General features: G+C 61.8%; 18 protein-coding genes and 1 tRNA gene. 11 read left to right on the plus strand and 8 right to left on the minus strand.

The features are described from left to right. The first annotated feature begins 32 nt into the window (after positions 1-32). Together dnaG and rpoD are read left to right on the plus strand one after the other, a co-directional pair. The gene (dnaG, locus tag AAIE04_RS05660; RefSeq protein ID WP_019453084.1) at positions 33-1,781 is read left to right on the plus strand and encodes a DNA primase; all 1,749 of its coding nucleotides are present in this window, start codon (positions 33-35) and stop codon (positions 1,779-1,781) included. 157 nt (positions 1,782-1,938) lie between these two features. Further along, complete coding sequence (gene rpoD / locus AAIE04_RS05665; protein WP_019453085.1) at positions 1,939-3,780, plus strand: RNA polymerase sigma factor RpoD; 1,842 nt, start codon at positions 1,939-1,941, stop codon at positions 3,778-3,780. A 55-nt stretch (positions 3,781-3,835) separates the two neighbouring features. Here the strand turns inward: rpoD and AAIE04_RS05670 are convergent, their stop codons facing one another. Together AAIE04_RS05670 and mug are read right to left on the minus strand one after the other, a co-directional pair. Then, on the minus strand, positions 3,836-4,288 hold the full coding sequence (locus tag AAIE04_RS05670; RefSeq protein ID WP_498057857.1) for a nuclear transport factor 2 family protein: 453 nt from the start codon (positions 4,286-4,288) through the stop codon (positions 3,836-3,838). Between the two features lie 16 nt (positions 4,289-4,304). Continuing rightward, positions 4,305-4,793 carry a G/U mismatch-specific DNA glycosylase gene (gene mug, locus AAIE04_RS05675; protein ID WP_442537708.1) on the minus strand — a complete coding sequence of 163 codons (489 nt, stop codon included), beginning with the start codon at positions 4,791-4,793 and terminating at the stop codon, positions 4,305-4,307. A 146-nt stretch (positions 4,794-4,939) separates the two neighbouring features. On the opposite strand from mug, the gene AAIE04_RS05680 reads away from it, so the two are divergent. Together AAIE04_RS05680 and aac(6') are read left to right on the plus strand one after the other, a co-directional pair. Next, a tRNA-Ile gene (locus tag AAIE04_RS05680) sits at positions 4,940-5,015 on the plus strand. A gap of 121 nt (positions 5,016-5,136) precedes the next feature. After that, positions 5,137-5,577, plus strand: a complete 441-nt coding sequence (gene aac(6'), locus AAIE04_RS05685) for an aminoglycoside 6'-N-acetyltransferase (RefSeq protein WP_063918717.1) — start codon at positions 5,137-5,139, stop codon at positions 5,575-5,577. Here the strand turns inward: aac(6') and AAIE04_RS05690 are convergent, their stop codons facing one another. Beyond that, the gene (locus AAIE04_RS05690) at positions 5,578-6,294 is read right to left on the minus strand and encodes an HPP family protein (protein WP_025160111.1); all 717 of its coding nucleotides are present in this window, start codon (positions 6,292-6,294) and stop codon (positions 5,578-5,580) included. It lies immediately after the preceding gene. Between the two features lie 163 nt (positions 6,295-6,457). Here AAIE04_RS05690 and yfcF point away from each other — a divergent pair, with 163 nt between their 5' ends. Beyond that, entirely contained in the window at positions 6,458-7,093 is a 636-nt protein-coding gene (gene yfcF, locus AAIE04_RS05695) for a glutathione transferase (protein ID WP_498576652.1), read from the plus strand. Between the two features lie 73 nt (positions 7,094-7,166). Here the strand turns inward: yfcF and AAIE04_RS05700 are convergent, their stop codons facing one another. The 3 genes from AAIE04_RS05700 to AAIE04_RS05710 are packed head-to-tail and all read right to left on the minus strand — an operon-like array spanning position 7,167 to position 11,199. After that, on the minus strand, positions 7,167-8,408 hold the full coding sequence (locus tag AAIE04_RS05700) for an aromatic amino acid transport family protein (protein ID WP_025160112.1): 1,242 nt from the start codon (positions 8,406-8,408) through the stop codon (positions 7,167-7,169). A gap of 58 nt (positions 8,409-8,466) precedes the next feature. Further along, positions 8,467-9,921, minus strand: a complete 1,455-nt coding sequence (locus AAIE04_RS05705) for an NAD-dependent succinate-semialdehyde dehydrogenase (RefSeq protein ID WP_498576653.1) — start codon at positions 9,919-9,921, stop codon at positions 8,467-8,469. A gap of 12 nt (positions 9,922-9,933) precedes the next feature. Next, positions 9,934-11,199, minus strand: coding sequence for a 4-aminobutyrate--2-oxoglutarate transaminase (locus AAIE04_RS05710; RefSeq protein WP_019453096.1), 1,266 nt, complete (start codon positions 11,197-11,199; stop codon positions 9,934-9,936). 121 nt (positions 11,200-11,320) lie between these two features. On the opposite strand from AAIE04_RS05710, the gene pdxR reads away from it, so the two are divergent. Further along, the gene (gene pdxR / locus AAIE04_RS05715; RefSeq protein ID WP_498057256.1) at positions 11,321-12,793 is read left to right on the plus strand and encodes a MocR-like pyridoxine biosynthesis transcription factor PdxR; all 1,473 of its coding nucleotides are present in this window, start codon (positions 11,321-11,323) and stop codon (positions 12,791-12,793) included. 22 nt (positions 12,794-12,815) lie between these two features. Here the strand turns inward: pdxR and AAIE04_RS05720 are convergent, their stop codons facing one another. Next, the gene (locus AAIE04_RS05720; protein WP_498576654.1) at positions 12,816-14,435 is read right to left on the minus strand and encodes an ABC-F family ATP-binding cassette domain-containing protein; all 1,620 of its coding nucleotides are present in this window, start codon (positions 14,433-14,435) and stop codon (positions 12,816-12,818) included. Between the two features lie 307 nt (positions 14,436-14,742). Between AAIE04_RS05720 and AAIE04_RS05725 the strand changes: the two genes are divergently transcribed. After that, a complete protein-coding gene (locus AAIE04_RS05725; RefSeq protein ID WP_498576655.1) occupies positions 14,743-16,764 on the plus strand; it encodes an oxidoreductase in 2,022 nt (673 codons plus the stop codon). A gap of 194 nt (positions 16,765-16,958) precedes the next feature. Here AAIE04_RS05725 and rlmG read toward each other — a convergent pair whose 3' ends face one another. Further along, positions 16,959-18,098, minus strand: a complete 1,140-nt coding sequence (gene rlmG / locus AAIE04_RS05730; RefSeq protein ID WP_498576656.1) for a 23S rRNA (guanine(1835)-N(2))-methyltransferase RlmG — start codon at positions 18,096-18,098, stop codon at positions 16,959-16,961. Positions 18,099-18,247: 149 nt separating this feature from the next. On the opposite strand from rlmG, the gene AAIE04_RS05735 reads away from it, so the two are divergent. From AAIE04_RS05735 to AAIE04_RS05750, 4 genes are all read left to right on the plus strand, one after another. Continuing rightward, positions 18,248-18,754: a M48 metallopeptidase family protein gene (locus AAIE04_RS05735; RefSeq protein WP_004937154.1), complete on the plus strand. Its 507-nt coding sequence runs from the start codon at positions 18,248-18,250 to the stop codon at positions 18,752-18,754. A 50-nt stretch (positions 18,755-18,804) separates the two neighbouring features. Next, positions 18,805-19,785 (plus strand): Gfo/Idh/MocA family protein, encoded by a 981-nt coding sequence (locus AAIE04_RS05740; RefSeq protein WP_019453101.1) that lies wholly within the window; start codon positions 18,805-18,807, stop codon positions 19,783-19,785. 1 nt (position 19,786) lies between these two features. After that, positions 19,787-20,518: a glutamine amidotransferase gene (locus AAIE04_RS05745; protein ID WP_498576657.1), complete on the plus strand. Its 732-nt coding sequence runs from the start codon at positions 19,787-19,789 to the stop codon at positions 20,516-20,518. A 252-nt stretch (positions 20,519-20,770) separates the two neighbouring features. Continuing rightward, complete coding sequence (locus AAIE04_RS05750; protein ID WP_019453103.1) at positions 20,771-21,739, plus strand: TerC family protein; 969 nt, start codon at positions 20,771-20,773, stop codon at positions 21,737-21,739. The last annotated feature ends 108 nt before the right edge of the window (positions 21,740-21,847 follow it).

Genomic DNA, 21,847 nt, shown 5'->3' on the forward strand with positions numbered 1-21,847 from the left:
TTCTCGTTTATAGGCTAATGAAGTAAGGGCTTATGGCTGGACGAATTCCGCGCGTATTTATCAATGACTTGCTGGCTCGCACCGACATCGTCGATTTGATCGACGCCCGCGTGAAGCTCAAGAAGCAAGGCAAGAACTACCACGCGTGCTGTCCGTTCCACCACGAAAAGACGCCTTCATTTACCGTTAATGGCGAAAAGCAGTTTTATCACTGTTTTGGATGTGGTGCGCACGGCAACGCCGTCGACTTTTTGATGAATTACGACCGACTCGAGTTTGTCGAAACCATCGAAGAGCTGGCGACCATGCACGGGCTGGAAGTGCCTTACGAAGCAGGCACCGGGCCAACCCAGATCGAACGCCATCAGCGCCAGAGCCTGTACCAACTGATGGAACAGCTCAGCGCGTTCTATCAACAGTCACTGCAGCAGTCCTCCGGGGCGCCGGCGCGCAACTATTTGCAGCAGCGCGGATTAAGTGACGACGTTATTCGCCATTTCGCCATCGGCTTCGCGCCGGCGGGATGGGACAACGCCCTGAAGCGTTTCGGCCGCGACGCCGACTCGCGCCGCGCATTGAACGATGCCGGCATGCTGGTGACTAACGATCAGGGGCGTTCGTACGACCGTTTCCGCGAACGGGTGATGTTCCCCATCCGCGACAAGCGCGGGCGCGTGATCGCCTTCGGCGGCCGCGTATTGGGCGACGGCATGCCGAAGTACCTGAACTCGCCGGAAACCGAAGTTTTCCATAAGGGCCGCCAGCTGTACGGCCTGTATGAAGCACAGCAGAACCACCCTACCCTGCAGCGGCTGCTGGTGGTGGAAGGGTATATGGACGTGGTGGCGTTGGCGCAATTCGGCATCGATTATGCCGTCGCCTCGCTCGGAACCTCGACGACGGCTGAACACATTCAGCTGCTGTTCCGCGCCACCGACAACGTCGTCTGCTGTTACGACGGCGACCGTGCCGGCCGTGAAGCGGCCTGGCGAGCGCTGGAAACCGCGCTGCCGTACCTGAACGACGGGCGCCAGCTGCGGTTCATGTTTTTGCCCGACGGCGAAGACCCGGACACGCTGGTGCGCAAAGAAGGCAAAGAAGCCTTCGAGCAGCGAATGGAGCAGGCGCAGCCGCTGTCCACGTTCCTGTTCGAAAGCCTGCTGCCGCAGGTGGATCTGAGCAGCCCGGACGGGCGCGCCAAGCTGAGCACGCTGGCGCTGCCGCTGATTACTCAGGTGCCGGGCGAAACGTTGCGCTTGTACCTGCGCCAGGAGCTCGGCAACAAGCTGGGGCTGCTGGACGACAGCCAGCTCGACAAGCTGATGCCCAAGCAGGCTGAAAATGCGAATCCTTATCAGGCGCCCCAGCTAAAACGCACAACCATGCGTATACTGATAGGGTTACTGGTGCAAAATCCGCAGTTGGCTACACTTATCCCTTCGCTGGAAGGGTTGGAGCAGACCAAACAGGCGGGATTGCCGCTGTTCGTCGAACTGGTGCAGACCTGTTTGGCGCAGCCGGGCCTGACTACCGGGCAATTGCTGGAGCTGTATCGCGACAACAAATTCAGCCAGCAGCTTGAAACCTTGGCGACATGGAACCATATGATCGTTGAGGACATGGTCGAACAGACCTTTTTGGATACGTTGGCCAGCCTGTACGACTCGGTGCTCGAGCAACGGCTGGAAACGCTGATCGCCCAGGCCAGAACGCGCGGCCTGAGCCCGGAGGAACGTGAAGAAGTCCGTTCTCTCAACCAGGTTTTAGCGAAGAAAAACTGAATACCAAACGGCTTAAGTGCCGATAATTGCGAGGGCAGAGCCCTGCACAGTGCCGCCATAGTGGGCCGCGGCGATAACGAAAACGCCCCAAATGCTATTGTTGGCGGTTTCGCCGACCGACACCAACCTAAATACTCTGAAGTGTGGATACCGTCTTATGGAGCAAAACCCGCAGTCACAGCTGAAGCTACTTGTCACCCGTGGTAAGGAGCAAGGCTATCTGACCTATGCTGAGGTCAATGACCATCTGCCGGAAGATATCGTCGACTCCGATCAGATCGAAGACATCATCCAGATGATTAACGACATGGGCATCCAGGTGATGGAAGAAGCACCGGACGCCGATGACCTGCTGCTCGCCGAAAACTCGAACAGCACGGACGAAGATGCGGAAGAAGCCGCCGCACAGGTTCTGTCCAGCGTGGAATCCGAAATCGGCCGCACCACCGACCCGGTGCGCATGTACATGCGCGAAATGGGTACCGTCGAACTGCTGACGCGCGAAGGCGAAATCGACATCGCCAAGCGCATCGAAGACGGCATCAACCAGGTTCAGTGCTCGGTTGCCGAATACCCGGAAGCCATCACCTATCTGCTTGAGCAGTACGATCGTGTCGAAGCGGGCGAAGCGCGCCTGTCCGACCTGATCACCGGCTTCGTCGATCCTAACGCGGAAGAGGACATCGCCCCAACCGCCACCCACATCGGTTCTGAACTGTCGAGCGAAGAGCAAGACGACGACGACGAAGATGAGGACGCCGAAGACGACGATACCGAAGACGACAACAGCATCGATCCTGAGCTGGCGCGTCAGAAGTTCGCCGAGCTGCGCGATCAGTACGAAGCAACCCGTCAGATGATCAAGAAAAACGGCCGCAGCCATGCCAGCGCCGCGGACGAGATCCTGAAGCTGTCTGAAGTGTTCAAGCAGTTCCGCCTGGTGCCGAAACAGTTCGACTTCCTGGTCAACAGCATGCGCACCATGATGGACCGCGTTCGCACCCAGGAACGCATCATCATGAAGCTGTGCGTTGAACAGTGCAAAATGCCGAAGAAAAACTTCGTCACCCTGTTCGCCGGCAACGAAACCAGCGATTCCTGGTTTGAAGCCGCGCTGGCGATGGCCAAGCCATGGTCGGAAAAGCTGAAAGACGTTGCTGAAGACGTGCAGCGCAGCCTGCAGAAACTGCGTCAGATCGAAGAAGAAACCGGCCTGACCATCGAGCAGGTCAAAGACATCAACCGTCGCATGTCGATCGGTGAAGCGAAAGCTCGCCGCGCGAAGAAAGAGATGGTTGAGGCCAACCTGCGTCTGGTTATTTCTATCGCCAAGAAATACACCAACCGCGGCCTGCAGTTCCTGGATCTGATCCAGGAAGGCAACATCGGCCTGATGAAAGCGGTAGACAAGTTCGAATACCGCCGCGGCTACAAGTTCTCGACGTACGCCACCTGGTGGATCCGTCAGGCTATCACCCGCTCCATCGCCGACCAGGCGCGCACCATCCGTATTCCGGTGCATATGATTGAGACCATCAACAAGCTCAACCGTATTTCGCGCCAGATGCTGCAAGAGATGGGCCGCGAGCCGACGCCGGAAGAGCTGGCCGAGCGCATGCTGATGCCGGAAGACAAGATCCGCAAGGTGCTGAAGATCGCCAAAGAGCCAATCTCGATGGAAACACCGATCGGCGACGACGAAGATTCGCATCTGGGCGACTTCATCGAGGATACCACCCTCGAGCTGCCGCTGGACTCCGCGACCTCGGAAAGCCTGCGTTCCGCCACCCACGACGTGCTGGCCGGCCTGACCGCGCGCGAAGCGAAAGTGCTGCGCATGCGTTTCGGTATCGACATGAACACCGACCACACGCTGGAAGAGGTAGGCAAGCAGTTTGACGTTACCCGTGAGCGTATTCGTCAGATCGAAGCCAAGGCGCTGCGCAAGCTGCGTCACCCAAGCCGCTCCGAAGTGTTGCGCAGCTTCCTGGACGACTAAGTCCGGCTGTCGCATCAAAAACAAAAACCCCGGCCTGCCGGGGTTTTTTTATGCCTCAGAACATGCTGTTGCCACTGGCGGTCTTCTCCGGCACCGGCTGCGTCACGTCCCAGTGCTCGACGATTTTTCCGGCGCTGTCGAGACGGAAGATATCGACGATCGCCGCGGTCTTGCCGGCCTCGCGTCCGCTGACCTCCACATGCAGGATCACGTAGTCGCCGTCGACGAACGCCTGTTTAATCTCGCTGTGCGAGTTGGGGTAACGCGTTTTCAGCAGCTCGACAAATTGACGAAATCCCTCCACGCCGTCTTGGGCATTGGGGTTATGCTGCTTGTACTGCTCGCCCAAAAACGGCCGCGCCGCCGCAAAATCCTTGTTGTTGAGCCCCTGCCGATAAAACTCCAGCACGTTCTGCTGGTTGCGCGCTTCCTGCGGCGAATGCCCCGCCTGCGCGGCGCCGGTCACCAACAGCAGCGCCATCAAACAGCCTTTCATCATCGATGTCATCGCACACTCCCTTATGTCATTGCAGCGCCAGGAACAGCTCGCGATAGCTGGCGGTAAGCTGCTCCAGCGTGGCGCGGTTCAATCCGCTGGGGTTGGGCAATACCCACACCTCGGTTTCCCCCAGCATCAGCGTCTGCTTGCCCCAGGGCGCGTTTTTCACCCCAAAGGCGGTGGTGAACGCCTGCTTGCCCAGAATCGCCAGCGCACGCGGCTGATAGCGCAGGATCTTCTCTTGCAGCGCCTCGCCGCCGCTGCGCAGCTCATCGCGCGACAGCTCGCTGGCCGCCACCGTCGGGCGCGCCACCAGTGCGGTAATGCCGCAGCCGTTGTCCTTCAGCTGCTGCCACTGCTCCGGCGCCAGCTGGCTCGCGGTAAAGCCGGCCTGATGGATCACCTTCCAGAAGCGGTTGCTGCCGTTGGCGAAAGGATAGCCCTGATGGGCGGAAGAAAGGCCGGGATTGATGCCGCAAAACACCACCCGCAGGTTGGGCGCCAGAAGTTCCATGAGTATCGTGAGTCCATTGCAGGGATTTACTGCGGTTATCGCAAAATCCGCCAGCAATTACAACAGGCTAGAACTGCGCAGAAAAGCAACATACGGGCGGGTAACAGTAGACCGATGCTTAAGGATTCCCTATAATCTCGCGGCTTGGCCCCTTAGCTCAGTGGTTAGAGCAGGCGACTCATAATCGCTTGGTCGTTGGTTCAAACCCAACAGGGGCCACCAAATTTTAGCTGTTTTCACAGCCTTCCAAGCCATCCTGTCCGGGATGGCTTTTTTGTTTCCCGCCGCCGTGCCACACTTCCCTCTCGGCATACCTGATTATTCCGACTCATAAGGATCCCGCATGATCGTCATCTGCGACCACGACAACCTCGACGCCTGGCTGGCGCTGCGCGCGGCGCTGTGGCCATCCAGCTCGCCTGAAGAGCACCGCGCGGAGATGCGCGAAATATTGGCTTCGCCGCACCACACCGCGTTTATGGCGCGGGGGCTCGACGGCGCTTTCATCGGCTTTGCCGAAGTGGCGCTGCGCTATGATTACGTCAACGGCTGCGAGTCGTCGCCGGTGGCGTTTCTGGAAGGGATCTATACCGTCGAACGCGCCCGCCGCCAGGGCTGGGCCACGCGATTGATCGCACAGGTGCAGGAATGGGCGAAGCAGCAAGGCTGCAGCGAGCTGGCATCGGATACCGATATCGCCAATCTGGACTCCCAGCGCCTGCATGCCGCGCTGGGCTTTGCCGAAACGGAACGAGTGGTGTTTTACCGCAAAACGCTGGGCTGATCAGGCGGTCCTGCTTTGCCGCTGATGCGCCAGCTGCTCGGCGCGCAGCAGGATCTCCTGCAGATCGTCCTCATCGATATCGAACAGATCCCCCTCCATCAACGCCTCGTGCAGATCGGCGCGGGTGATGGAAACCGCATCGATCGGCAGATTGGCCGGTTTGGCCTCCGCCGGCGCCAGCGCGTGCGGATAGCGGCGCCCGGCCAGGTTGTTGAACAGAATGGCCAGCGCCGCCAGCAGCACCGAATTCAGCAACACCGGGTACAACACGAAGTGGTAGCCCATCTGATGAATGCCGGGGCCGCCGAGGATAGCGGTCAGCGCCACCGCGCCGCCCGGCGGATGCAGGCAGCGCAGCTTGAACATCAGGCCGATGGCCACCGCCGCCGCCACGCCGCAGGCCAGGCCCGGATCGGGGATCAGCAGGCCGGCGCTGACGCCCACCGTCGCCGCCAGCGCATTGCCGCCGACGATCGACCAGGGCTGCGCCAGCGGGCTGTTGGGCACGCCGAACAGCAACACCGCCGAAGCGCCCATCGGCGCGATAAACCACAGGTTCACCTCACCCAAAATAAAGTGGCTGATCCAGCCGGCGAGCATCAACCCCAAACCGGCGCCAACGCTGGAAATCAGCATTTCTCGCTTGCCCACCGCCAGCGGATGCGGCCACAGGCGCGCGCATCCCACTTTCACTCGTTCTATCCACTGCGTCTTCATGTTACCCGGTACGACTCAATTCACTTGTTGGCAACAAATATATCACATCGCGCCAGCGCCGCCGCGCACCGTGCCCTAAAAGAACTTTTGGCCTAACAGATTGATTTTTAGCCTCCCCTCGACAATGATCAATGTTCCCCCCCTTAACCCCGAGGAACCGCCGATGTCTCAATCGATCACCGAACTTTATACCGACAGTGAATTTTTCAGCCCGTACGCCATGTCCGCCTTTGTCGTGCTGACGGAAAAAGGCATTCCGTTCACCGTGAAGCCGGTAGACCTGGCGAAAGAGGAGAACAAAGAGGCGGCCTATGCGGCGTTGTCGCTCACCCGCCGGGTGCCGACGCTGGCGATCGGCGAATTTCAGCTCTCGGAGTCTTCGGCGATCGCCGAATACCTGGAAGACATCCACCCGGCTCACGCCGTGTACCCGCGCGACGTAAAGCTGCGCGCCAAGGCGCGCGAAATCCAGGCCTGGCTGCGCAGCGATCTGCTGCCGATCCGCGCAGAGCGCCCAACCGAAGTGGTGTTCAGCAACGGCAAGTTCCCGCCGCTGTCCGAAGCGGCTCAACAGGCCGCGCACAAACTGATCGCCGCAGTGGAAAAGCTGTTGAGCCACGGGCAGGATAATCTGTTCAGGGAATGGTGCATCGCCGACACCGATCTGGCGCTGATGCTCAACCGGCTGGTGATGCACGGCGATACGGTGCCGGAGCGCGTTCGCCATTATGCGCACAAGCAGTGGCAGCGCCCTTCGGTGCAGACCTGGCTGGCGCTGTCGGAAAAGCGGCGCGCCTGAGAAAAAAATCGGCGGCCACGACGCCGCCGTTCTCAATGCCGAGAAACAACATCACTGCTTGAGGGAAGGCAAATCACCATCCAGAGGGCAGATAGCCTAACAATGAAGCGATGGCGTACACCGCGCTGGCCAGGTACAGCAACACAATGCTGATCTGCAGCAGCGGGTGCGTGATCCAGTTGCACTGCCAGCGTGGCGTCTGGTCGCCGTGTTTGCGCGCGCCGCGCAGGATCAACATCGGCATGATCGACAGGATCACCCCGCTGAACACCCCGGCAAAGTAGAGCGCGTTGACGAACGACACCAGCCCGCTGTAGGCCAGCGCGAACGGCGGCACCACCACCAGCAACAGCACGCCGAAGCGGCGCAGCGGCAGCTCGTCGTTGCCCAGCCGGAACTTGTCGAAGATATTGGTCAGGAAGCTGCCGCCCAATCCCCAGTACGAGGTCAACATCGCGCACAGCGCGAAGATGTTGGCGGAGAAGAACGCCCACTGCCCCAGCGCCTGGCCCCAGGAAATGGTGGCCACGTCGGAGATGTCATCCAGCCCGCTGAGCGCAATCACCGACATCGGCACCGCCGCCAGCAGAATGAAGGTCACCGCCATGCCGACGATGATCGCCTTCGGCAGCTGTTCCGGCTTGTCGGCAAAGCCGCGCGCCATCTCCGGCACGATGTACTGTGCCGAGAAGCAGAACACCACCACGTTGAACACCGGCACCATATAGCGCCAGTCGCCGTCCAGCAGGTTGCGCATCTGGGTGGTGTCTTTCAGCAGCGTAGCCGCCACCAGCGCGGTCAACATTACCACCATGCCGATGCTGATGAACTTCTCGCCGCGGCCGATCGCTTTCAAACCGAGGTACAGCACACCGGCGGCGGGTACGAAGAACAGCAGGCTGCCCAGCGCCGGCGAGATGCCGAACAGCGATTGCAGCAGCTTGCCGCTGCCGGTCATATAGGCGGTGAGCGCCCCGACGCTGTTGACGCACACCGAAGCGAACATCAACCAGGCGCCCAGCCCGCCGACGTAGCGCTTCGCCAGCCCGCTCAGCTGCAGGTGCGCGCGGGTGCGCAGCGTGGATTCAGCGACGTACAGCATGGTGATGGTGGTCAGGCTCCCCACCAGCACCAACCAGAACAGCAGCGGCAGGAAACCGGCCTTGCTGGAGGCATAGGCGATGGAGAGCACCCCGGCACCGATGTTGGTGCCGACGATCATCGCCACCCCTTCAAGGAAACTTAACGATTTGGCGGGTGCAGGTGCTCGCACCCCGGCGGCAAGCGCCGGAGAAACAGAGATATTATCAGACATGCATCATCCTTTATCGCCCGGCGACGCTGGCCGCCGGGATGGGTTAACGTCCTGACGCTCAACAGCTCACATCGATACACAGGTATTTCAGCTCCAGATATTCTTCTATCCCGTAGCGCGATCCTTCACGCCCGAGTCCTGACTGTTTCACGCCGCCGAACGGCGCCACTTCATTGGAAATCAGCCCGGTGTTGATGCCGACCATGCCGTACTCCAGCGCTTCCGGCACGCGCCACTGGCGCGCCGCGTTCTGCGTGAACAGGTAGGCGGCCAGGCCGAATTCGGTGTCGTTGGCCATGGCGATGGCTTCCGCCTCGTCATGGAAGCGGAACAGCGGCGCCACCGGCCCGAAGGTCTCCTCTTTGGCGAAACGCATCTTCTGCGTCACGCCGGTCACCACCGTCGGCTGGAAGAAGGTGCCACCCAGCGCGTGCGGCTGACCGCCGGTGGCGATCTGCGCCCCTTTGATCAGCGCGTCATCGATGTGGCTCTGCACCTTCGCCACCGCATCGCTGTCGATCAGCGGCCCCTGGGTGATGCCTTCGTGGCTGCCGTCGCCGACTTTCAACTGCTCGACCGCCGCCACCAGCTTCTCCGCCAGCCGCTCGTAGATGCCATCCTGCACGTAGATGCGGTTGGCGCACACGCAGGTCTGGCCGCTGTTGCGGAACTTGGAGGCCATGATGCCCGCTACCGCCGCGTCCAGATTGGCGTCGTCGAACACGATGACCGGCGCGTTGCCGCCCAGCTCCAGCGACAGTTTCTTGATGCTCGGCGCGCACTGCGCCATCAGGATGCGGCCGACCTCGGTCGAACCGGTAAAGCTCAGCTTGCGCACCACCGGGCTGTCGCACAGCACCTTGCCCACCTGCGCCGCTTCGCCTGTCACCACCTGCAACACACCGGCGGGAATGCCGGCATCCTGCGCCAGCTTGGCCAGCGCCAGCGCGGTCAGCGGCGTTTGCTCGGCCGGTTTGACGATGATGGCGCAGCCCGCCGCCAGCGCCGGCGCCACCTTGCGGGTGATCATCGCCGCCGGGAAGTTCCACGGAGTGATGGCCGCGCACACGCCGATCGGCTGCTTCACCACCACCAGGCGCTGCGAAGCCTGCGGCGCCTGCAATACCGCGCCGTCTACCCGCTTGGCCTCTTCGGCGAACCAGGTGATGAACGATGCGGCGTAGGCCACTTCGCCGCGCGCTTCCGCCAGCGATTTGCCCTGCTCGGCGGTCATCAGCTGCGCCAGATCTTCCTGCGCGGCCAGCACCTTATCGGCCCAGGCCAGCAGCAGCGCGGAACGCTGCTTGGCGGTCAGCTGTTTCCAATCGTTTTGCGCCCGCTGCGCCGCCGCGATCGCCTGCTGGGTTTCCTCTTCGCTGACCAGCGGAATGCTGGCCAGTTCGGCGCCGGTGGCCGGATTGATCACCGCTTCGCGCTTGCCGCTCAGGGCGTCGCACCATTCGCCGTTGATCAGACACTGGCTGCGCAACAGCTCGGGGTTATTCAATTTCATGCCGTTCGCTCCTTAGTGGGCCAGCGCGCGGGACAGGATGCCCATCGCCTTGGTGAACTGATCGTCCGGGATGGTCAGCGGATACAGGAAGCGGATCACGTTGCCGTTCACGCCGCAGCTCAGCAGCAGCAACCCTTCCTCCATCGCCTTCTGCTGCACCTGACGGGTGATATCGGCTGAAGGTTTACCCGTAGCCGGATCGTTGAACTCCACCGCCACCATCGACCCCTGCGCGCGCACATCGGCGATCGCCGGGCTGGTTTTACGCGCCTGCTGGAGCACTTCCACCAGGTGTTGGCCGAGGCGTTGGGCGCGCTGGCACAGCTGTTCTTCGTCGATCACGTCCAGCACCGCGTGCGCCGCGGCCACCGCCAGCGGGTTACCGGCGTAGGTGCCGCCCAGCCCGCCCGGCGCCGGCGCGTCCATCACCTCAGCGCGGCCCGCCACCGCTGACAGCGGCATGCCGCCCGCCAGGCTTTTCGCCATGGTGATCAAATCGGGCTTAACGCTGTAGTGTTCCATGGCGAACAGCTTGCCGGTACGGGCGAAGCCGGTCTGCACTTCGTCGGCGATCAGCAGGATGCCGTGCTGATCGCACAGCGTGCGCAGCGCCTGCATGAACTCGGCCGGCGCCACGTTGAAGCCGCCCTCGCCCTGCACCGGCTCCAGCACGATCGCCGCCACCTGCTTGGGATCGATATCCGCTTTAAACAGGCGGTCCAGGCTGTTCATCGCGTCTTCAGTGGTCACGCCGTACAGCGCGTTCGGGTACTGGCCGTGGAACACCGAACCGGGGAATGGGCCAAAGCCCAATTTGTAAGGCGCCACTTTGCCGGTCAGCGCCATGGTCATGTAGGTGCGGCCGTGGAAGCCGCCACCGAAGGTGATCAACCCCGGGCGGCCGGTATAAGCGCGGGCAATCTTCACCGCGTTTTCCACCGCTTCCGCGCCGGTGGTGAAGAAGGCGGTTTTACACGGGCCGGCGATCGGCGCGCGCTGGTTGATGCGCTCCGCCAGCGAAACATAGCTTTCGTAAGGAACGATCTGATAAGCGGTGTGAGTAAAGGCCTGCAGCTGCTTTTCAATCGCGGCGATCACCTTCGGGTGACGGTGGCCGGTGTTCAGCACGGCAATCCCCGAGGCGAAGTCGATCACTTCTTTGCCTTCCACATCCCACAGCGTGGCGTTCTCTGCGCGCTCGGCGTAAAAACCACACATCACGCCCACTCCGCGCGGGGTGGCGTCCTGACGGCGTTGGTTCAATTCTGCGTTTTTCATGCTGTTCTCTCCGGTCGGTGCCAGTTACACGTTTCGTTCACATTCGTGAAACAATGCCGTTTATTTACACAGGATGTGGCCCTATAATCGAGTGCCAGTTACGAATAATTGAGGGATCCAATTGCGCTCATTGAGTGGTGATCTGTTGCTGCAGCGCCTCGGCGAACAGCCTGATGACAAGCTGCACAAGCGGCTTTACAACGCGATCCGCACCAGTATTCTCGACGGCAGCCTGCCGCCCTCCAGCCGCCTGCCCGCCTCGCGCGACCTGGCGCAGGAGCTCAGCCTGTCACGCAACACTGTGTTAACCGTTTATGAACAACTGTTGGCGGAAGGCTACGTGTCGGCGCGCGCCGGCAGTGGTACCTTCGTCGCTGACACGGTGCCGGACAGCTGCTTGTCCACCGGCGGCGCTCCGGCGGACGACAGCGGACAACCGCGGCGCATCGAGCTGTCGGAACGCGGTGCCACGCTGCTGCACCACGCCAGCGCCAGCCCCAAACAGTGGGGGGCGTTCATTCCCGGCGTGCCCGACGTCAACGCCTTTCCCCACCAGCTGTTCAGCAAGATCCAGGCGCGCCTCAGCCGCCGCCCGGCGCCGCAGCGGCTGACCTACAGCAATCAGGGCGGCAGCCCGGAGCTGCAGCATGCGTTGGTGGAGTATTTGCGGGTGGCGCGCTCGGTACGCTGCTCGCCGGAACAGATCCTGATCACTGAGGGCATCCATCAGGCGATCGATCTGGTGACGCGCATGTTGTGCAATCCGGGGGATGACGCCTGGATCGAAGAGCCGGGCTATTGGGGGATCCGCAATATCCTGCGCATCAATGCGCTGAACATCTGCCCGCTGGCGGTGGACGAGGCCGGGCTGGTGCCGCCGGAGCAGCCGGTCAACCCGCCACGCCTGATCTTTGTCACCCCGTCGCACCAGTACCCGCTCGGTTCGGTGATGAGCCTGGCGCGCCGCCAACGGCTGCTGGCGCTGGCGCGCAACGCCGGCGGCTGGATCGTCGAGGACGACTACGACAGCGAATTCCGCTTTTCCGGCCAACCGATCCCGGCATTGCAGGGGCTGGAAGCCGACGCGCCGGTGATCTACATCGGCACCTTCAGCAAAACGCTCTACCCGGCGCTGCGCCTCGGCTATGTGGTGTTGCCGCCGCCGCTGGTGCAGGCGCTGAAAACCGCCCACGCCGAGCTGTACCGCGGCGGGCACCTGTTGATCCAGAGCGCGCTGGCGGAGTTTATTCAGGAGGGGCACTACACTGCGCACATCCGCCGCATGCGATTGCTGTACGCCCGGCGGCGCGCCTTCCTGACCGGGTTGATCGAACAGCACCTCGGCAAGCAGGCGCTCAGCGAGTTCAACAGCAACGCCGGCTTGCATCTGATCCTCAACCTGCCGGACGAGGCCGACGACGTGGCGATCGCCGCCGCCGCCGGCGCGCGCGGGGTGTTGGTGCGGCCGCTGTCGCGCTATTACATGCTGCCCAACCGCCGACGCGGCCTGCTGATGGGCTTCGCCTGCGTGCCGGAAGAGCAAATGGCCGCCGCCTTCACCCAGCTGCTGGCGTGTATCAACGCCCCGCACTAGGTCAGAGCGCCGCCCGCCTGCCTCACCAGGCCTGCAGTCGCCAACCCTCCGCCCGTAGGTGCAGGCGATGCGTCGGCCGCAGCGCCTGCAGGAAGTCCTCGTCATGCGACACCACCAGCATCGCGCCGGGGAAATCCGCCAGGGCGGTTTCGATCGCCAGCGACGACGCCAGATCCAGATGGTTGGTTGGTTCGTCCAGCAACAGCAGCTGCGCCGGTTGTCGCCGCCACAGCGCGCAGGCCAGCGCCGCCTTCAAACGCTCACCGCCGCTGAGCGAGCCCAGCGGCAACGCGATGCGGTCCGCACCGAGCTGCAGCTGCGCCAGACGGGTGCGCAACGCGCCTTCCGCCAGCGGTGAATCCTGCAGCCCCAGATGTTCCATCACCGACAGGCTCGGGTCGAGCTGCGACAGGGTTTGATCGAGGTAGGCCGTCGACAGCGGGCAATGACAATGGCCGGAAAGCGCCGTCAACTGACCGAGAAGAGTCTTCAGCAGGGTGGATTTGCCGCAGCCGTTGGGGCCGGTCAACGCCACGCGCATCGGGCCGTCGAGCCGCAAATCCAGCGGCGGCGCGCTGACAAACGGCAGCTGCAGCCGTTCGAGCACCAGCACCTGCTTATTTGCGCTCACTTCGCTGCCCGGCAACGCCAGCAACACCGGCTGTTCCTCTTCTACCCGCTGATAGGCTTCGCGCACCGCCGCATCGAGACTGTCGCGCTGATCCTGATGCTGTTTGCGCAGCGTGCCGAGGCTCTCCTTCGCCGCTGATTTGTAGGCCACCCGCTCGAAAGAGGCGATATTCAACGTATCGACGACGCGCAGCGTTTGTGCCGAGCGCCGCTGGCTCATATCGTGCTCCTTCTGCTGACGGGCGCGAGTGCGGCGGCGCTCTTCGCGCGCATGCTCCAGATCGGCGCGCGCCGCCTGCTGCTGCGCATCGCGCTGGCGCCGGTAGTCGTCGTAATTACCGCCGTAACTGCGCAGCGCGCCGGGCGTCAGTTCGACGATGCGCTCCATGCGCGCCAGCAGCTGCCGGTCGTGGCTGGCGATCAGCACCCCGCCGCGCCACTGATCCAGCTGGTAATACAGCCAGGCGCGGCCGGCGCTGTCGAGGTGGTTGGTCGGTTCGTCCAGCAGCAGAAAGTCCGCCTCGCCCAGCAAGGCGCCGCACAGCGCCGCGCGCATCCGCTCGCCGCCGCTCAGAGAGTGAGCGGATCGCAAAGGATCGAAGGCCGGCAGCCCAGCGGCGGCGAAGGCGCTTTGCAGGCGATCGTGGAGATCCCATCGCCCTTCCAGACGATCGATATCGTCCGCCAGCGGCCGCCCCTGCTCGAGACGCGCCAGCGCGGCGAACACCTCGCCGTAGCCCAGCAGCTGCGCCAGCGTGGTGTCCGCGCCGATCTCCGGCTGCTGCGCAACGTAAGCCAATGCGGCATGGGATTCGACGTGCCCGTTGCCCGGCTGATCCAGCCCGGCGATCAGGCGCAGCAGCTGGGTTTTGCCGACGCCGTTGCGCCCTACCAGGCCGCAGCGCTGCCGATCGAAAGCGAGATCCAACGGGCCGAACAGCGTTTCGCCGTCAGCAAATTGGCAGGTCAGTTGATGTAAAACGAAATAAGGGGACTGCGCAAAATGAGCCATAAGCACTCCTGAATGAGATCAAAACATCCCCACAGGGCGCGAGAGCGCACGGCGTGGGACCAGATATCAACAGGCGTGGTTGTTCATTTTCGGTTATGGCTCCGCAGAGAGAAGGAATTTGCAACGCACAAAGGCTAACCGATCTTTTGTTCGTTATGCAAACAGAGTCTGAGATTCATGATGTCTATCACATTCGGCACAACGCAGATTCCCAAGCGGCGCGACAACGGCTAGATTTATCTCATCCGACCACTTTTGTTCACATAATAATAACAACGAGCCCTGATTTCACCCGATGGAGAGTGCAATGAGCAATTACCCTCACCTGCTGGCACCGCTGGATCTCGGTTTCACCACCCTGAAAAACCGGGTGCTGATGGGATCGATGCATACCGGCCTGGAAGAGCTGCCAGATGGCCCGCAGCGCCTGGCTGCGTTCTATGCCGAGCGCGCCGCCGCCGGCGTAGCGCTGATCGTCACCGGCGGCATTGCCCCGAACGAACAGGGCGTGGTGTTTCGCGGCGGTTCGCTCCTCAACAACGAGGCGCAATTGCCTCACCACCGCCCGGTGACCGAGGCCGTCCACCGGGCGGGCGGCAAAATTGCGCTGCAAATCCTGCACACCGGCCGCTACAGCTATCAACCCAAACTGGTGGCCCCTTCCGCGCTGCAGGCGCCGATCAACCCGTTTACGCCGAGCGCGCTCAGCGAAGCGGAGATTGAGCAAACCATCGCCGATTTCGCCCGCTGTGCGGCGCTGGCGCAGCAGGCCGGCTACGACGGCGTTGAAGTGATGGGATCCGAAGGCTACCTGATCAACCAATTCTTGACGACGCGCACCAATCAACGTGACGACCAATGGGGCGGCAGCTTCACCAATCGCATGCGCTTCGCCGTCGAGACCGTCAGGGCGGTGCGCCAGGCGGTGGGCCCGGAATTCATTCTGATCTACCGGCTGTCGATGCTCGACCTGGTGGAAGACGGCTCCAGCTGGCAGGAGATCGAACAGCTGGCGCTGGCGGTCGAACAGGCGGGGGCGACGATCATCAACACCGGCATCGGCTGGCACGAAGCGCGCATCCCGACCATCGCCACCATGGTGCCGCGCGCCGGGTTCAGTTGGGTGACCCGCAAGCTGATGGGCAAGGTCGGCATCCCGCTGATCACCACCAACCGCATCAACGATCCGGCGGTGGCCGAGCAGGTGCTGGCGGACGGCTGCGCCGATATGGTGTCGATGGCGCGTCCGTTCCTCGCCGACGCTGCCTTTGTGCAAAAAGCCGCCGAAGGGCGCGCCGACGAGATCAATACCTGCATCGGTTGCAATCAGGCCTGTCTCGACCAGATCTTCGAAGGCAAGTTGACTTCCTGCCTGGTCAACCCGCGCGCCTGCCGCGAAACAGAAATGCCGCTGACGATGGCGGAGAAACCGAAAAAACTGGCGGTGATCGGCGCCGGCCCCGCCGGACTGGCCTTCGCCACCACCGCCGCCAGCCGCGGCCATCAGGTGACGCTGTTCGACGCCGCCGATCAGATCGGCGGCCAGTTCAACATCGCCAAGCAGATCCCCGGCAAGGAAGAATTCCATGAGACCATGCGCTACTTCCGCCGCCAGCTGGCGCTGCGTGAAGTGACGGTCAGGCTGGGCGTTAAGGTCGAGGCGGCGGATTTAAGCGAATTCGATGAGGTGATCCTCGCCTGCGGCATCGTGCCGCGCACCCCGGACATCCCCGGCATCGGGCACGCCAAGGTGCTGAGCTATCTGGACGTACTGCGCGATAAAAAACCGGTCGGCCAGCGCGTGGCGATCATCGGCGCCGGCGGCATCGGCTTCGATACCGCCGAGTACCTCAGCCAGCACGGCGTGTCCAGCAGCCTGGATCAGGCGGAATTCAACCGCGAATGGGGCATCGACGGCCGCCTTGAGCAGCGCGGTGGGCTGGCGGAGCAAGGGCCGCAGGCGCCGCGCGCCGCGCGGCAAATCTACCTGTTGCAACGCAAAACCAGCAAAGTGGGCGAAGGCCTGGGCAAAACCACCGGTTGGATCCACCGCGCCAGCCTGGCGATGCGCGGCGTGAAGATGCTCAACAGCGTCAGCTATCGGCTGATCGACGATGAAGGGTTGCACATCACCCGCGCCGAGCAAGATAGCTGCCTGCCGGTGGACACAGTGATCGTCTGCGCCGGGCAGGAACCGCGCCGCGAGCTGCAGCAGCCGCTGCTGGCGATGGGCAAAACCGTGCACCTGATCGGCGGCGCCGACGTGGCCGCCGAGTTGGACGCCCGTCGCGCGATCGATCAGGGTACACGGCTGGCGATGGCGCTATAAAAAAGGGGCGCCCAGCGCCCCTGATATTGATGACAAACCTCATCCCCATGCCGGATTGGCAGAGAGCAACGAATAGAAAACAAGGAAAATCAATTTATTGATTTTCGGCTGATAACCACAAAGGGGGAAAAACCACGCTTTTTCCCTCTTTGTCTACAGCCAGAGGGGCGCCCGGCGCCCCTGGTTATTCACTCTCAGCGACGCGCGCCAGATTTTACCGCTCGAAGGATCACGAACTTCTTGTTCGAGGCCACCAGCGTACAGTTGCCGAACAGGCGCTTGAGCTTCTGGTGATAGTCGAGGTGACGGTTGCCGACGATGCGCAGTTCGCCGCCCACCTGCAGGCAGCGCTTGGCGTCGCAGAACATCTGCCAGGCAGTGTGATCGGTGATGGCGTGTTGCTGGTGGAATGGCGGGTTGCACAGTACCGCCTGCACGCTTTCACGCTCGATGCCCGCCAACGCGTTGTTCACCTCAAACTGACAGCGATCCAACTCTTGCGGCAGATTGTGCTCCACGTTCAGTTCGCTGGAGGCCACCGCCATGTAAGATTCATCGACGAAGGTCACCTGCGCTTCCGGGTTCTGCGCCAGCGCCGTCAGACCAATCACGCCGTTGCCGCAGCCCAGATCGACAATGTGGCCGTTCAGGCCGCGCGGCAGATGTTGCATGAACAGGCGCGCGCCGATATCCAGGCTGCCGCGCGAGAAGACGTTGGCGTGGTTGTGGATCAGCCAATCGGTGCCGTCCAGCGTCCAGTCGGTGGTTTCTGCCGCCGCCGGTGGGACGATGTCCGCCGCCAGGCAGAAGATCAGGCGCGCCTTCTTCCACGCCAGGCTGGTGCGCGTTGGGCCCAGCACCTTTTCAAACAGCTGCATCGTCGAGGTGTGCACGTCGCGGGCTTTGGCGCCGGCGACGATCAGCGTGTCTTCGGTAACAACGTGGCGCAGCGCGCGCAGCTGCTGTTCCAGCAGCGCCAACGCTTTCGGCACGCGAATCAGCACCACCGCCGGCGCCGCCGGCAGTTCGGCCAGGCTGTCCAACAGCGTGACCTGCTCAGGATCCAATCCGTTGAGCTTCAGGTTGTGGCGCGTCGCCAGCTGGCTCATGTACGAGTCGCTGACGCTGTAAGGGCGATGCGCGTGCAGAGCACAGGCCAGGGTGCCGAAGTTATCGTTGAAAATCAGCACCGGGCGGCCGCCGATATCTACATTTTCAAGCTGTTGCAGCAGATATTCGTCCGCCGCTTCCCACGCCTGCAGTTGGGTGGATTCTTCCTGTTGGGGATAACGCTCCAGCTCAAGTTGCTGTGTTCCCAGATCGAGTTGGCTCATTGCCCCTCCTGACTGATAAAATTTGGGCTGTTTATCCCCTAAAAACGCCCGTCAGTAAAATGTTTTTTCGGATAAATTGCGTATGTCAGGATTTGAGCGAAAAAACAGCTTAGAATGACCGGCTGAATGGCCGTTGATACGGAACAAGAATGTCTGAATTGACCTACCTGCAAGGCTACCCAACGCATCTGCAAAGCCAGGTGCAACAACTGATCCATCAAAACCGGCTGGGTGACGTGCTGCTGCAGCGCTATCCGCAGGTGCACGACTGTACCACCGACAAATCGCTGTATCAGTTTACCGTCGATCTGAAAAATCAGTATCTGCGCAACGCCCAGCCGCTGAGCAAGGTGGCTTACGACAGCAAGATCCACGTCATGAAGCATGCGCTTGGCCTGCATACCGCCATCTCGCGCGTGCAAGGCGGCAAGCTGAAGGCCAAGGCAGAAATCCGCGTGGCGACGGTGTTCAAAGTCGCGCCCGAGCCGTTCCTGCGCATGATCGTGGTGCATGAGCTGGCGCACCTGAAAGAGAAAGATCACAACAAGGCGTTCTACAGCCTGTGCTGCCACATGGAACCGGATTACCACCAGCTGGAGTTCGATACCCGGCTGTATCTGACGCACCTTTCGCTGTTCGGCGAGCTGTATGCATAGCGAGTGGGGGCGTGATAATCTGCGGTTTTAGGCCTGGACCGGAGCTCGCCATGATTCGCTTTGCCGTCGTCGGCACCAACTGGATTACGGAACGTTTTATCGATGCCGCCCATGAAAGCGGCAAACTCAAGCTGAGCGCCGTGTATTCACGCTCGCTGGAACAGGCGCAGGCGTTTGGCGCCAACTATCAGGTCACGCAGTTTTTCGACTCGCTGGAGGCAATGGCCCAGTCCGACGTCATAGACGCGGTGTATATCGCCAGCCCCAATTCCCTGCACTGCCCGCAATCGCTGCTGTTCCTGCGCCATAAGAAGCACGTGATCTGCGAGAAGCCGCTGGCTTCCAACCAACGCGAAGCGGAACAGCTGGTGGCCTGCGCGCGGGAAAATCAGGTGGTGCTGTTCGAGGCGTTCAAAAGCGCCTATCTGCCTAATTTCCTGGCGCTACAGCAGGCGTTGCCGAAAGTCGGCCGGCTGCGCAAAGTCTTCATCAACTACTGCCAATACTCGTCACGCTACCCGCGCTATCTGGCCGGCGAGAACCCCAACACCTTTAACCCGCAGTTCTCCAATGGCTCCATCATGGACATCGGCTACTACTGCCTGGCCAGCGCGGTGGCGCTGTTCGGCGCGCCGCAGTCGGTGCTCGCCAGCGCCACGCTGCTGGATACCGGCGTGGACGCCCACGGCACCGTCTGCCTGAACTACGGCGATTTCGACGTTACGCTTTCCCATTCCAAGGTCAGCGACTCGGCGCTCCCCAGCGAGATCCAGGGAGAAGAAGGCACGCTGATTATCGACAAGATTTCCGAGTGCCAGGGCGTGGCGCTGACGCCGCGCGGCGGCAACCGCCAGGATCTGAGCCAGACGCAGCACATCAACACCATGCTGTATGAAGCGCTGGCCTTTGCCGAGCGGGTTGAGAAGCACCAGGTCGAGCATCCAGGGCTGGAGCATTCGCTGATCGTCGCCCGCCTGCTGACCGACATCCGCCGCCAGACCGGCGTCGTCTTCCCCGCCGACGGAGAATAAGATGAAACCGCTGCTCGTCATGCAAACCGGCGATGCGCCGCAGGCCATTCGTCAGGAACTGGCCAACTTCGAAGGCATGTTCCTGCAACAGGGCAATATCGATGCCGAACGCGCGCACATCGTGCATCTGCCCGCCGGCGAGCGGCCACTGCCGCCGGCCACCTATTGCGGCGTGGTGATCACCGGTTCGCCGGCGATGGTGACCGAACAGCTGCCGTGGAGCGAAGAGGCCGCCGAGTGGCTGCGTCAGGCGATGGCGATCAAACTGCCACTGTTCGGTGTTTGTTATGGTCACCAACTGCTGGCCTATGCGCTTGGCGGCGAAGTGGGCTACCACCCGCAGGGCATGGAGGTCGGCACGCTGGAGATCGAGCTGCTGCCCGCCGCGGCCGACGATCGGCGGCTCACCCTGCTGCCGACACGCTTCAAGGCCAATCTTATCCACTCGCAGAGCGTGCTGGCGCCGCCCGCCGGCGCGCAGACGCTGGCGCGTTCGCAACAGGATGCGCACCAGATCCTGCGCTATGGCGATCATGCCCTGACCACTCAGTTCCACCCGGAATTCAACGGCGCGGTGATGAGCCAGTATCTGCAGTGGCTCGGTGAGCTGCATCCCGAGCAGCAATCCCTCTATCAGCAGAAACAACAACAGGTTAGCGATACGCCGTTCAGCCGCCTGCTGCTGCAGGGATTCGTCGTCAGCCTCGGCGCGCAAAAAGCGTTGGCCGGCTAACGCGATTCACGTTGACCGCCGACATATTTTGCATTACTTTCTGCTCTGCAAAGGGGAGTAACTTCATTGCCGGTCAATCGTCATTACGATGCGCAAGCATCCGGTTACCGGGCAACCTGATGTCAAAGGTGTAACCACCTTCATCAACGTTGTAAGTGAGACCTTGCCGGAAGGCGAGGTTTGCTTGCAGCGTTCACAGAGCGGCTGGCGTCTTCCGACGTTGGCCGTTTTTGTTTTTGAAGGATACCTCTGATGATGAATACCGTTGGCACACCGTGGTTATGGGGCAGCTTCGCCGCCGTCATAGTCGTGATGCTCGCAATCGACCTCCTGTTGCAGGGCCGTAAAGGCGCGCACACCATGACCCTGAAGCAGGCCGCCAGCTGGTCGCTGGTGTGGGTCAGCCTCTCCCTGCTGTTCAACTTCGGTTTCTGGTACTACCTGAACGAAACCGCCGGGCGCGCCGTCGCCGACACCCAGGCGCTGGCCTTCCTGACCGGTTACCTGATCGAAAAAGCACTGGCGGTGGATAACGTGTTCGTCTGGCTGATGCTGTTCAGCTACTTCTCCGTGCCGGCCAACCTGCAGCGGCGAGTGCTGATCTACGGCGTGTTGGGCGCGATCGTGCTGCGTACCATCATGATCTTCGCCGGCAGCTGGCTGGTCAGCCAGTTCCAGTGGCTGCTGTATCTGTTCGGCGCTTTCCTGCTGTTCACCGGCATCAAGATGGCGCTGGCGAAGGAAGATGACTCGGCGATCGGCGACAAGCCGCTGGTAAAATGGCTGCGCAGCCGCCTGCGCATGACCGACAGCCTCGAAGGCGAGCGCTTCTTCGTGCGCCGCAACGGCATCCTGTTCGCCACCCCGCTGGTGCTGGTGCTGATCCTGGTAGAGCTGAGCGACGTGATCTTCGCGGTGGACAGCATTCCGGCGATCTTCGCCGTGACTACCGATCCGTTCATCGTGCTGACCTCTAACCTGTTCGCCATCATGGGTCTGCGCGCCATGTACTTCCTGCTGGCCAACGTGGCGGAGCGGTTCTCGATGCTGAAATACGGCCTGTCGGTGATCCTGGTGTTTATCGGCATCAAGATGCTGATTATCGACTTCTTCCACATCCCGATCGGCGTGTCGCTCGGCGTGGTGGCGGGCATCCTGGCGCTCACCTTGCTGATCAACGCCTGGGTCAATCGCCGCAACGATCGTCTGGCGAAGAAATAACCATAATCTGTTATCCGGGGCGCTAGTCGCCCCGTGATTGTTTGGCAATTCCCGCAAAACGCCAAACGTTATTACGATCACACAAATGTAACCAGTATGTTATCAAGT

The sequence above is a fragment of the Serratia sp. Ae19-1 genome (assembly GCF_059801225.1).

Coding starts and splice junctions, on each gene's coding strand:
- AAIE04_RS05670 (WP_498057857.1), bottom strand. CDS start 4,288: ATGACATCGATGATGAAAGGCTGTTTGATGGCGCTGCTGTTGGTGACC.
- AAIE04_RS05710 (WP_019453096.1), bottom strand. CDS start 11,199: ATGAAAAACGCAGAATTGAACCAACGCCGTCAGGACGCCACCCCGCGC.
- yfcF (WP_498576652.1), top strand. CDS start 6,458: ATGTCTCAATCGATCACCGAACTTTATACCGACAGTGAATTTTTCAGC.
- rlmG (WP_498576656.1), bottom strand. CDS start 18,098: ATGAGCCAACTCGATCTGGGAACACAGCAACTTGAGCTGGAGCGTTAT.
- AAIE04_RS05745 (WP_498576657.1), top strand. CDS start 19,787: ATGAAACCGCTGCTCGTCATGCAAACCGGCGATGCGCCGCAGGCCATT.
- AAIE04_RS05705 (WP_498576653.1), bottom strand. CDS start 9,921: ATGAAATTGAATAACCCCGAGCTGTTGCGCAGCCAGTGTCTGATCAAC.
- AAIE04_RS05735 (WP_004937154.1), top strand. CDS start 18,248: ATGTCTGAATTGACCTACCTGCAAGGCTACCCAACGCATCTGCAAAGC.
- rpoD (WP_019453085.1), top strand. CDS start 1,939: ATGGAGCAAAACCCGCAGTCACAGCTGAAGCTACTTGTCACCCGTGGT.
- AAIE04_RS05750 (WP_019453103.1), top strand. CDS start 20,771: ATGATGAATACCGTTGGCACACCGTGGTTATGGGGCAGCTTCGCCGCC.
- AAIE04_RS05690 (WP_025160111.1), bottom strand. CDS start 6,294: ATGAAGACGCAGTGGATAGAACGAGTGAAAGTGGGATGCGCGCGCCTG.
- AAIE04_RS05720 (WP_498576654.1), bottom strand. CDS start 14,435: ATGGCTCATTTTGCGCAGTCCCCTTATTTCGTTTTACATCAACTGACC.
- AAIE04_RS05700 (WP_025160112.1), bottom strand. CDS start 8,408: ATGTCTGATAATATCTCTGTTTCTCCGGCGCTTGCCGCCGGGGTGCGA.
- mug (WP_442537708.1), bottom strand. CDS start 4,793: ATGGAACTTCTGGCGCCCAACCTGCGGGTGGTGTTTTGCGGCATCAAT.
- AAIE04_RS05725 (WP_498576655.1), top strand. CDS start 14,743: ATGAGCAATTACCCTCACCTGCTGGCACCGCTGGATCTCGGTTTCACC.
- dnaG (WP_019453084.1), top strand. CDS start 33: ATGGCTGGACGAATTCCGCGCGTATTTATCAATGACTTGCTGGCTCGC.
- AAIE04_RS05740 (WP_019453101.1), top strand. CDS start 18,805: ATGATTCGCTTTGCCGTCGTCGGCACCAACTGGATTACGGAACGTTTT.